Source organism: Sutterella sp. KLE1602 (assembly GCF_001578585.1).
Taxonomy (GTDB): domain Bacteria; phylum Pseudomonadota; class Gammaproteobacteria; order Burkholderiales; family Burkholderiaceae_F; genus Sutterella; species Sutterella wadsworthensis_A.
The window spans coordinates 7130-16843 of the sequence record NZ_KQ968565.1 but is presented as its reverse complement, the minus strand read 5'-3'; the positions used below and the strand labels follow the sequence as shown (position 1 = coordinate 16843).

The 9714-nt window shown below is 56.7% G+C and carries 6 protein-coding genes and 1 pseudogene; 3 read left to right on the top strand and 4 right to left on the bottom strand.

What is annotated here, in order from left to right:
• Window positions 1-644 precede the first annotated feature (644 nt).
• Window positions 645-1403 (bottom strand): MipA/OmpV family protein, encoded by a 759-nt coding sequence (locus HMPREF3036_RS09465; protein WP_062333947.1) that lies wholly within the window; start codon window positions 1401-1403, stop codon window positions 645-647.
• Window positions 1404-1934: 531 nt separating this feature from the next.
• On the opposite strand from HMPREF3036_RS09465, the pseudogene HMPREF3036_RS09460 reads away from it, so the two are divergent.
• A pseudogene (locus tag HMPREF3036_RS09460) lies at window positions 1935-2789 on the top strand (iron-containing alcohol dehydrogenase); the annotation flags it as partial.
• A 249-nt stretch (window positions 2790-3038) separates the two neighbouring features.
• Here HMPREF3036_RS09460 and HMPREF3036_RS09455 read toward each other — a convergent pair.
• A complete protein-coding gene (locus tag HMPREF3036_RS09455) occupies window positions 3039-5390 on the bottom strand; it encodes an autotransporter outer membrane beta-barrel domain-containing protein (protein ID WP_062333941.1) in 2352 nt (783 codons plus the stop codon).
• 527 nt (window positions 5391-5917) lie between these two features.
• Entirely contained in the window at window positions 5918-6712 is a 795-nt protein-coding gene (locus HMPREF3036_RS09450; RefSeq protein ID WP_156469811.1) for a hypothetical protein, read from the bottom strand.
• A 414-nt stretch (window positions 6713-7126) separates the two neighbouring features.
• Here HMPREF3036_RS09450 and HMPREF3036_RS09445 point away from each other — a divergent pair, with 414 nt between their 5' ends.
• Together HMPREF3036_RS09445 and HMPREF3036_RS09440 are read left to right on the top strand one after the other, a co-directional pair.
• The gene (locus HMPREF3036_RS09445) at window positions 7127-7597 is read left to right on the top strand and encodes a Panacea domain-containing protein (protein ID WP_062333935.1); all 471 of its coding nucleotides are present in this window, start codon (window positions 7127-7129) and stop codon (window positions 7595-7597) included.
• Between the two features lie 1206 nt (window positions 7598-8803).
• A complete protein-coding gene (locus HMPREF3036_RS09440; RefSeq protein WP_062333933.1) occupies window positions 8804-9043 on the top strand; it encodes a helix-turn-helix transcriptional regulator in 240 nt (79 codons plus the stop codon).
• A gap of 477 nt (window positions 9044-9520) precedes the next feature.
• Here the strand turns inward: HMPREF3036_RS09440 and HMPREF3036_RS11660 are convergent.
• Window positions 9521-9714, bottom strand: a 194-nt coding sequence (locus HMPREF3036_RS11660) for a zinc ribbon domain-containing protein (RefSeq protein WP_082897443.1), incomplete at its 5' end; no start/stop codon positions are given.

Sequence of the window (9714 nt, the reverse complement as noted above, 5' to 3'; positions counted from 1 at the left end):
AAGATGATGACGAACGCTGGATCGACCGCGATGCAGCTGCTTGTCTGAACCTGTTGTACGCCGATATTGAAAATCAAATACGCCCCGGAACGGATCCGTGAGGCCGTTCCAGCCGGAGCAACAGCCTGGCGTGACGCCGGTGTCGTAGTCATTCAAGCCCGAGAAGGCATCACCGAGCGCGAGTTCGGGAGGTTTCGACAGCGGGGGATTCCGACCCTTACCGTACAAGGGCTGCGTCAGCAAGGATTTCGTGGTCGGAGTGACAGCAAATCGGGGACAACCCCGAGGCGAAAAGCCTCGACTGTATCGAAACCCTCCCACTTCAGGGGCGAGGTTGTTTAGACACATTTCCACCCGTCGTCCTTTCGGGTCGACACGGGAACGGTCGATGAACCCTACGCCGTCGGCTTGAGCTGCGCATCGTGCTGCAGGTTCGCCCGGGTACCGGGCTTCGCCGTCAAGAACCTGATCGTTCAGGGCTGTTTTACCGGACTTATCCACATGCACGCGGGTCCCGCTTCCGGATTGGATACGGGACCCACGGCGTTGGAGACATGCCCGGACGTCGAAAAGGCCGCACGTCCTTGTGGAGACATGCAGCCTTCCTGAATGCGCTGTAGGAACGGGTGGTCCCTGCGACTTCGTTAGAAGTGGTAGGAAACGCCGGCACCGAAGCCGTAGGCGATGTCGCCGTCAACCATCGGGCTGTCCTTGATTTCCTTGGAGAGGGAGCGGACCGTGCCTTCAGCGTAGACGCTGAACTTTTCGGAGATGCGGTAGTCGCCGATCAGACGGAAGTACGGGGAGACGCCTGCATCGGCGCTGTAGGCGTCGAGGCCGCTGCGCTTGGATTCGGCGTGGGAGACGCCGTAGTAGTAGTCGTTGAACTTTTCGCTCGTGAAGAGAACGCCGACCTGCGGGGTGACGCCGAAGCCGGCCACGTCGAAGCGCTTCATCCAGCTCACGTCGCTCATGAAGCCCTCGGACTTGCCGGAGATGTCGGCGCCGATGCTGGCCGTGATCTGGCCGAGCTGGCTGCGCCAGGCGTACGTGACGTTGGCGAAGAAGGATCCGTCGCGGTCGTCGAGCTTCTTCATCCGGGCGTCGTCCGAGTCACCGGCGTCAAAGCCGAGTCCCATGTAGGAGACGCCGAGCATCAGGCGGTGGGCGTCGGTCTTGACGAGGAAGCCGCCGGCTTCGAGACCCTTGAAGTAGAAGTGATCGGTTTCAACGTCGACTGCGGGGATCGGCCAGACCTGAGCGTCCGTGTCGCGGTAGCCGCCGTCCCAGACGTGAACGCCAAGACCGGCGGAACCGGTGAATTCGGCGTGGGCGGGAACGGCGAAGGCGGCGCACACGGCGCCGAGAACGGTGGCGGTCTTGAACTTGCTGGCAAGCTTCATGATGTATGTCTTCTTTTGTGGTTTCTTGTGGATTGGAAATCCTAAACCCCTGTCGCACTGCGTCAGGGAGGAATTGGCTGAATGAACGTTTGTTCAGTGAGGCGACACTATACAGCAACGGCGCCTCTCGTACAAAGACGACGAAATGCCGAGAACGCCCTTCCCCCGCTCGTGAAGCGCCTTCGGCTTCACGTTGACTTCAGTGGGAATCACATATCGGACGTCTTTCCCTCTGCGAGAGGCTCTAGCAGTAGATCGGCCTGTTTTCAGCGACAGTCTGGATCCTGAAACTAAGGGATTACCCTAGCTTGCGCAATTCCTGCTTGCGGAGTGACTTTTTTGCCACACGTCCAATTCAAGAACTTTGGGCAAGTCGTTGAGAGAAACGGGCAATGACACCAAAGCCGTGAGGTGCAGAATTCCCTGCATGAAGGAGGGCGGGCCGAGTGCCGGAGCCGTCCGCAACGCACACACCACGAACAAGGAGACCGGCTCATGCAGTCCTTCACCTACCATTAACCCACGAAGCTTCATTTCGGCGTCGGCGCCGTGGCCGACCACATGGCTGACGAACTTACCTCACGCAGGTATAAAACGGCGCTCGTCGTCACGGGCGGCGGCAGCGTGCGCCGCAACGGGGAGCTCGACGCAGTTCTCAAGGCCCTTGAAGCTGCAGGCGTTCGTGTCGTCGAGTTTTCAGGGATTGAGCCCAATCCGCGCGTGACGTCGGTTGACCGCGCTGCTGCCCTCTGCCGCGCTGAAGGCGTGGATCTCGTAGTTGCCGTCGGCGGTGGTTTGACGATGGACGCCTCAAAGGCGATCTGCGCGGCGGCCGGACATGACGGACCCGCCTGGGATCTCGTGCTCGACAACAGTCTCGTCACCGATGCCTTGCCCCTCATGACGGTCAACACCATCGCCGCCACGGGGAGCGAATATGACAACGGCGCTGTGATCTCGAACATCGAGACCAACGAGAAGCTTCCGCTCGTGAGCGACCTGCTCTGGCCCGTCGTCTCCTTCATCGATCCGGCCTATACGATTACGGTTCCCGCTCGCCAGACCGTTGCGGGCTCCTGCGACATCATGAGCCACTACCTGGAACAGTACTTCGTGAAGGACATCTCTCCCGTCGCCGAAGGTCTCATCGAAGGCATCCTGCGTACGGTGATCCGCAACACGTCCGTCGTGCTCGAAAATCCTGCCGACCTCGACGCTCGATCCGAACTTCTCTGGGCGAGCACGCTCGGCTGCAACGGCATCGACAACACGCACTTCGAGGCCATGGCCGAGCACATCGAGAAGCACTGGTTTGCGCCGCTTGAAGCCTTTCCTGTTCCGTTCTCGAGGAAGGACGTCGTGGAGGTGCTGAAGCGCAGCCTCTGAGAAGCCTGAAAATCTGAAGAAGCTCCCGCCCTTTTGCTCGATCGGTTTGGCGGGTGAGAGCAAAGGAAACGCCGCCGGCGGAGAGTATCCACGGCGGTCTTTCTCATCCCACGCTGTTGGGCGTGCTCCTCTTCCTTCCTGACAAAGACAATCGCCCGAACGTCGTCAAACGTTCGGGCGAGGTTGGAGGTGACAGTTCGAGTTGAGCCGTCAGCTCATCCCATGGACGTCACTCTTTCGTCACGTAGATCAGAACGCGTGCCTCACGCCGATGGTGGCACGCCAGTCTTCGTCAAGGGTCGCGCCTTCGGTGCGTTCGACGTCGGCCCAGAAGTAGGTGTTGGGCGTCAGGTTGAAGTTGGCGCCGATGCCGTATTCAACCCAGGTGTCCTTGCCGTCCTCTTCGAGCGTTGCGCCGTTGGCGCCCGTGATCTTGCGGTCGCCCGCAAACTCATGGACTGCGGAAACGCGCAGGTAGACGTCGCCCTTGTTGTTCGGGCACTTCATGCCGGTGGCGAAGCCCACGCGGCCCATGAAGCTGTTCATGGAGTCAAACGTGTAGGAGGCCGTGCCGAGGTGAAGGTCGTCCTCGTCGATGTAGGTCCACGTCAGTTCGCTCTGCGGCTCGACGTAGAACTGCTCGGAGAGGTTGAAGCGCCAGCCGAACTCACCCGACAGGCTGTAGGCGTAGTTTTCGAGCGTGCCCTTCTTCGCGGCGCCGTCGGCCGTGACGTCGGTCTCGGCCTTCGCGACGCGAGCGATCACGTCGGCGAACATGCCGTTTTCACCGTACCAGAGGCCGTAGGCGGAAAGCGACCAGACGTCCATTTCGGCGGAACCGCGCGTGAAGTCGGCGTCACCGTTGGTGTAGCTGCCGGCAAAACCGACGCGGAAGTTCTGGTTCGGCACCAGCGTGTCGACGCCGACCTGGATCGTGTTGAAGTCGTTTTCAACGGCACCGCCCGAGAGGCGGCCGCCATCCCAGCGTGCCCAGGCGCCGGTCGTGCCTTCAGCGGAACGGACGTCGCCCATGCGCTTCCTGATGTCGTTCGAGAGGATACGGTTGAGGCTGAGCGTCGTGGCGCCGTTGAGCGTGAGGACGTCCTGCATCAGGGTGTTCGTCTTCGTGACGGTGTTGCCCTGCTGGTCGACGATGATCGAGCCGTTGTAGTCGCCTTCCTTCACTTCGCCCGTGATCGTGGCACCTTTAGCATTGATGCGGTCAAGCATCTTGGCGGCTTCTTCGGTCGTCACGTAGTCGGCGGTCTTCGAGGCTACTGCCTTGAGTTCCTTCACGGTGTTGGTGGTCGCCGTGAGCGTGTTCTTGCCAGCGGCGTCCAGGACGATCGTGCCGTTTTTGCCCGTGAGCGAGGCAGCCGTCACGTCCTTGTCCGTGGCGGAAATGTCGACGGTGGCGTTTTCAACGACGAGGGCGTCAACGGAGCTTTCGCCCTTGACCGTCCAGACGGCGTTTTCCTTGAAGGCGAGCGTGTTGTCGCCATCCCTTGCTGTGGACTTTTCGATGTTCGCCTGACCCGTGAGGAAGGAGTCCTTGCCGCTGAAGGTGAGCGGCATGGAGGCTTCCTGCTTGACCGTCACGTCGCCCGTGACCTGAAGCGTTTCGGACTTGATGGTCGAAGTGCCGGCCTTGGCAACGACTTCGCCGGTGATGGCCGTCTTCTTCGTTTCGACGTTGAAGATCGGCGCGGCGGCATCGGCTTCGGCTGCATAGACGTCGAGACCGATGACGTCGGCCTTGTTGGATTCGCTTTCCGTCACGTCGATCGTGAAGACGTTGGCCTTGACGTCGACAGTACCGGCGCCGACGGCAAAAGCGGCGACCTTGCGGTCTCCGGCGCCTTCACCCTGATCGATGTTGGCGCTCACGTGAAGCTCGTCAACTTCGAAAGTGGTTTTCGAAGTGGGAAACGAATTTTTATCGGGCGTCATGGAATTGAAGGCGGTGCGCTTGTCAGCAGAGAGGAAAACCTTTCCGCCCTTGATGTTCAAGGTGCCGCCGTTGTTGTTGATGGCGCTGCCGTTGTCAACCTCGGACGTCGTAGAAATGTGAAGTTCAGCGAAGTCGGTGATGTCGAGGGACGTTTGCGATCCGGTCATGTAGATGGCGGTCTGATCTTTGCTCGAAATGTTGATGACACCCGCCGCCTCATTGGTTGCAATCTTCATCTTCGAAGTGCTTTCAAGCCAGAGGCAGTAATTTTGGGCGCTCGAAAGCGTCACATTATCAGCCTTCAGAGACGACGTGCCAGTGGAAAAGACCACGTTGTTGCCGCTATGCTTCAGCGTGAGATTACCCTTGCCCTGCATCGTAACGTTCTGAAACGCGGATTGGTAATCCGGAGTTGCGGAAGTGTAGTTGGTATCGATTGTCAGGTTGTGGCCGTTGAGGTCGATGTTTGCCATTTTGACAATGACGGATTCCGTGCCGTTGATAGTGTAGTCACCGCCAAGCTGGTACTGGCCGTTGAGGAGCGGTTGGGTGCCCTGACCCTGAAGAATCGTGACGTTCGTGTCTGCAGCGCAAGCGGCGCCCATGGAGAATGCCGAGGCAAGGGCGACGGCGAGGATTGTCTTTTGCATAAAGCCTCCAAGTAGGTGCGAACCCTCATGTAGAATTCCGCACTCAACGTGAACGGTTTCGGGTTCACCTGTTTCGCATACCTCTCTTTTTAAAGGAATTGCCGATAGGGGGGTGGGTAAACCCTTAGATTGTTGTCTTTGCCCTACCCTTTTCGTGCCGCGAAACTTCGGAGAAGAACCCGAAAATTCGATGAGAGAGGCGTTTTGGAAATTGACATCCAATACCTTCAATGTCAATTGGTCTCACCAGACGTTAGTCCAGACGAAAGGCGGATGTGTCGCCTTTTTGACACTGAGGACAACATCCGTCTCTTCCTGAAGGATGTTTGAGATGGGATGACTGTGAGGTTCCGTCTTCTCCTCTTTGCTCCGATATGTTCATGCAGGGCTGCCCGGCGGGTGCGCGGCAATGACGAGGGGCCACGCGGACTGGACAGGATGGGAAGGAGAATGGAGGGATCGGGCATTACCCGGCGTGGCGCGGGTTCTGAGGGCGAACCGTGCCCTCAGGATTCTGTGTCCGGTGATCAGAAGAGTCCCTTCGCCAGCTCGGGCTTGGCGGGATAATCGTGGATCTCGGTTCGGATCTTCGCAATCAGTGCCCTTCTCGACGCGCTGGCGTCTTCAACGTTGACATGATTTCCGAGCGAGGCGTTCACGGCGATGCGGTTCTTGAGCAGTTCGACCACCTCGATGACGAGTTCGGGCTTGCTGTTCTTCCAACCGGTTCCGCTGTATTCGTCCCGGGGCACGGTCCGGAAGAAGTCGCCCTTGCTGTCGATGCCGAGCGTCACGGCACCGATCCTCATGCGATAGTCCTTGCGCTTCATCACCGCCTCGATCTCGGCCGCCTGAGCAACTGCAGGTGCAACCATGACGGCGATGCTCGTGCCGTCGACAATGATGTCGAAGGTCTCGGACAGATAGTTGGATCCCTTCTTGACGAACGCCTCGCCGCTCGACTTGGCCATCTTGTCCACATAGAAGGCGACAGCTTTGTCAACCTCCGCTCGCCTGATGCCCGGGACATGGACGCGGGTGACCTCAACCGTCGGTTCGTCGGGACTCAGGTGCTTGAAGTGATACTCGACAAAGTCGGCATAGCCGTCAGGACGCAGCTTGAAGCTGTCGGCGACCTCGCGGTTGGGCCTGAAGACGTCATATTTCTCGCTCATGACGACCGTTCCGTTCTGCGTGAACGGAACGCCGAAATCAACGAGTCCCGGAATGGACGCGTGCGGGATGACGGAGGCGCCGAGTGCTGCCTGCGAGGCGCAGACGGCGAGCGCGGAGGCGAGGATGGTTCGGGTGAAGAAATTCATGGTCGGTGCGGTCATGCATGGGAATGAGGCGGCCGATTTGAAAAGTTCTTTCGGCCTGGGTCATCGTATGATAGGGGAGGCAGCAACTGTTTATGACGCGTCCGAAAATGATGTCGCTCGATTGTGGCCAGATTCTCCAGGACCCGAAGACCCGAATAGAGCACGCCTGGAGCGGCCGGTTTCGGGAGGAAATCAGGAGGGAAGACAATGGCGATGGAAATCTCGCTTGCTTAAGCCGGCCTCGTGGCAGGCCGTCCAGATTTCGATCGAATCGGAGCGAACACCTCGGCAATCATGCAGCTTGGTTTATACGGCCGCACAAGCCGGAAAAATTTTCAGGATGAAGCTGGACAAACACCCTAAAATGTGGTAAAAGAGAATCCCTCCCGTCTAACACATTTAACAGGAGGTGCTATGACGGAAGCGACATTTCGCCCACTGGATAGCCTCCAGGTGATGGCCTACATCATCAAACGTTGCCACGAAAAAGAAATTACCCTTAACATTACAAAGCTTCAAAAGCTTATGTATTGTTGTTATGGGACAGTGTTGGGGAAGTTCGGCTTGCGACTCATCGATGAGTATCCTGCAGCTTGGCAATATGGCCCCGTTTTTCCAGAAGCCCTGAGAAGCGTTCAATTCTTCCATGTGCTCGCCTTTCAGGATAAAGAAACCCCAGACGTAGACGCGCTGCCAGAAAGCGTGCGTAAATTGATCGATGAAACATTGGATAGTTTCGGCAAATTTACCGCAAAACAGCTTTCGGATTGGACTCACTTAAAGGGTTCGCCTTGGTATCTTGCTTCTGACGGCGGTTCTTCCCTTTACGGAAGATTGTCTGATGAAAACGTTAGCAACTATTTCAAGACCAACGTTCTGAGATGACAGATCGCGGTAACGAAGAACTTAATTCTAGCTTGCGGCCTCTACAATCCCTGCCATTCGATCCCGAATCCACAACTCGGGCAGATCCAGAAAAAGTTTGGAAAACTAGAGAAGCCGAACAAGCTCATACTTTTCGTACAGTTGCCTTTTGGTCCGCTTTGATTTTTTGCGGTTTCGTAGCAGTTCTGTGGCTGTACATAATGGCTGAGTTCTGGCCGACAGATAAAATGGAAATGTCTTCCGTTTTGTTCATGTGCGCAAAAATGTCGTTGATTACTGTCGTTCTATTGTCGATGATAATCTCTCTTCTCAGATTTGCCATTCGGTGCGCCCATCATGACAATAAGCCTGAAACCGATTCATCGCCCTCATCCAACGCGTGGGCTGAAATTGTCAAAGAGCTTATAAAAGCTGTTAAGTCATCGGCCGGCACTTAGTGAGTCCCAATTTCGAACGAGACTTACAGAAAGCCTTGTTCAATTGTCCAAACGATTAAACCGCTAAAATCTGCAGAGGATTTTGGCGGTTTTCTTTTTTTTTCGACTTTTGGACGCAATTCAAAATCCCCGAAAGACAGCGAGTCGGGGGCGCTTCGAAAACTGGCGTGAACCTTTCCATGAGCTGTTGCGATCGTTCCGCTTTGCGAGAAAAACCCTTCCTCTTTCGTGCTCGCGCGCACGTGACAGATTGTCCGAGTCAGGCAGGAGCTGCTCAGAGCGGCTGGATCAGAGGCGAGCGTCAGAGCTGCTATGCCACGCTGAGCACCGAAGCGGCCCTTTTTGCGCTCCGTTCACGTATATAAGAATCGGGGGTGTTCACGTGTTTGAGACTGCCGTTCACGCAGATAAGAATTCTCACTTATCAAAAGACTGCCTCAACCAGTGAGCTTCTGACACCCATGCCCTCCTTTCCGCTTGTTTTCTCCAACCACAACCGCCGTTCCCTGAATGGAGAACGGTAACGGTACCGACTGGATGCGGGCGCAGGCATGCGACTGGGTTATTTTCAGGCGTCGCTTCTCCTATATCGTGCTGATTGAGAGATTTTGAGCCTTCTGCCCACACTTTTGCGGCAAAAGTTGCTATCCTTGTCATTTCCCTTAATGCCCGCCAACGCCGGCACAAAATCCTGCGCCCGAGGTCCGAATGCGTTCGAGCTCAAGCTCACGCTTGGCCAGTCGGGCGCTCGTCTTTTTGGAGAACAAGAATGACCAATACCGCCGCCCCTCTCGAATCGTTTGGCAAGATCTTTCAGGGCGATTTCATTGAACGCAACGGCATGAGCCTGCTGCAGCTCGCCTCCGCCTCCGGCATCCCGGTCGCCGAGATCGAAGCCATCATCAAAGACGAACGTCCGCTCACGGACGACGATGCCGAACGCTTCGGCCGCGTCTTCGGCGTCTCCGGGGAGTATTTCAAGAACCTGTACGCCCAGTACGCCAAGTAATGGCTTGAGAGGACTTGCCGTCAACCTACCCTCTTGTTGTTATCGATGGAAACCTAAAAGGCAGGCTGTCCACCTGCCCCTGCCCTTTTGTTTTCTTCTGGGTTCGGCTGCACTTTTCAGCACGCTGACGAATAGCTTGTTTGTCCGTCACATAGTCAGCAGTCTTGTGTCTCGGCCGTCGAGCTCCGAATGAACTTCAAGTGAGTCCTGGTGCCAAGCGGGCTGCCTTGTGGAATCCAAGACCAGCCAACTGTTGTTCTGATCCCTGACACTTTCTTCGAGTCTGCTCATTCGCAGGGTAGCCACTTGTCTGCAGAATCTCGGAAAAGGTTTCGACAGCAATCTTGCTACGCATCATTAGGTGGTGACTGCTCCCCGTCCGATTTAAAACAAATCGGGCGAGGCTTCCTGCTTCTTCAACATAGCCCGGACAATCGTTCGGGTCTTACATGTCTCCACAGGCTTCAGCTCGTAACGTTACGAGCGCAAGACGGTCATCCCAGCCGCCTTCAACATTCTTATGCCTTCCTGTTTGATATTCAGGGAGGCGTTTAGGTCTCGGTCATGATGTGCACCGCAATGCGGACACGTCCAGCTGCGGGTTGCAAGGCTCAGGTCCTTGAGCTTGTGACCGCAAGCGGAACACGTCTTCGAAGACGGATAGAAGGTGC